Origin of the sequence: Sulfitobacter sabulilitoris, assembly GCF_005887615.1 — a bacterium.
GTDB lineage: Bacteria > Pseudomonadota > Alphaproteobacteria > Rhodobacterales > Rhodobacteraceae > Sulfitobacter_E > Sulfitobacter_E sabulilitoris.
The window spans coordinates 1-1,798 of record NZ_VANS01000017.1; the positions used below are offsets into that span (position 1 = coordinate 1).

Consider the following 1,798-nt stretch of genomic DNA (forward strand, 5'->3'; position numbering starts at 1 on the left):
GTGTCTGCGGATGTTCTGACGGGGTCTTGGGCGGTTGTTGCCGGCGGGACGCCCCGGGGGTTTGCGGCGCGGTTGTCCGGGTTGCGGCGCGGGGCGGTATCGGGTGTTGCGGGGGCGGAGGGGTCGGCGCTTTCGGAGCTGCTGGCGCATCGGTTCTTCGCGGATTACGGGCGCAACCTGCGGTCCGGGTTCATGGCGTTCGCGGACCAGGATGCGGCGGAGCGCGCGCAGGCCGCGCGGGCGGTGGCCGGGCTGACGGCGCTTGCGGGGGCGACAGGCTCTGATCCGGGCCTTTCGAGACGGCTCGAGGGCGGGGAGGCGGAGGAGGCGCGGCGGCTCTTGATGCTGGGGATGCTGACGGTGCCGAACTGGCGGGTGGCGCTGCCGCAGGCCCCGATGGCGCTGCCGGAGGATGTGCTGGAGCGGTGGCTGCAATGGGCGATGCTGCCGCCGTTCCTGTCGCGAGCGGGCGACGATGCGGCCTGGGTGGCGCATGTGGCGCGGCTGCTGGACTGGATCGCGGACGGGCTGGACGCCACGCAGGGGGCGGTGTCGGGCGGGCAGGCGGCCCTGCGCAGGCGGTTGCTGCGGCTGGTGGCGGGGCTGGACCTGGGCCAGCTGCTGCTGGTGGACGTGCCGCTGAACGCGGTGCAGGCGGCGCGCAACCGGGTGCTGGAGCATGTGGCGCTGCGCACGGGCCGGCCGCGGCGGCGGCTGCGCCCCGAGATGCCGCAAAGCGCCCTGTCAGAGCCTGTTTCGCAGCGTCCGGAGCGGCGGCGGATCGGCCTGTTGTGCCGCACCTTCGAGAAGGGTCCCGACAGCGAGGCGGTCGTGGCGTTCTTCCGGAACTTCGATCCCGCGCGCTACGAGATCTTTGCCTATTCGATCGGGTTCCGCGACCGGGTGGTGAGCCGCGACCCTGAGTTCGACGCGCGCTTTGACGGGGCGATCATGCACCGTCGCGACCTGCCGGGCGATCCGTCGGGGATCCGGGCGCGGGTCCTGGCCGACGATCTCGATGTGTTTCTCTATGCCAATGCGACGACCTACGGGGTGCAGCCGATGGATGTGGCGCTGTATCACCGCGTGGCGCCGTTGCAGGTGGTGCTGAACTCGCATCTGCCGATGGCGATGGGGTATCCGTCGTTCGACGCGGTGCTGACGGGCGCAAGCGACGACCCGGCGCAGGAGGTTGCGCAGAGCCAGCACAGCGAGCGGCTGCTGCGGGTTCCGGGCCCGGTGATCAGCTACCTGACGACGCTGCAGCCGCGCCGGACCCCGGTGCTGGACCGTGCGGCGCTGGGGCTGGGGTCCGGGGATGTGGTGATGATGAACGCGGGGTCCTCGATGAAGCTGCGCCACGAGAGCCTGCGCACGATGATGCAGAGCGTGGCGGAGGCCGAGGCGGCGCTGTCGTGCGCGGACGTCTACCTGAACCCGTTTCCGCATGGCGGGGCGACGATGACGCATCTGGCGCTGATCTACGGTGTGCCGCCGGTGACGCTGCGGCGCGGGTCGACGCGGTCGATCGACCAGTTCCTGATCGGCGCGCTGGGGTTCGAGGAGCTGCTGGCGAGCAGCCCGGCGGAATACGTGGCGCTGGCGCAGGGTCTGGCGCGCGACCCCGCCCGGCGCGCCGCCCTCGCCACGCGCCTGCGCCAGGCGGCGCGCAACCCGGTCTTCGTCGACAGCCCCGAGCATTCCCGGCGCATGCAGGCCGCCCTGGAAACCCTCATGCACTGGAAAAACACCTCAAACCCCCAAAACCACACACCAGACACACCATAAATCGCGCTGG

Annotated in this window: 1 protein-coding gene; it reads left to right on the plus strand. The window is 71.2% G+C overall.

The window, feature by feature from the left end:
• Positions 1–1,788: tetratricopeptide repeat protein (locus FDT80_RS18785; RefSeq protein WP_170311945.1), on the plus strand; the 1,788-nt coding region annotated here is incomplete at its 5' end.
• Positions 1,789–1,798: the final 10 nt, after the last annotated feature.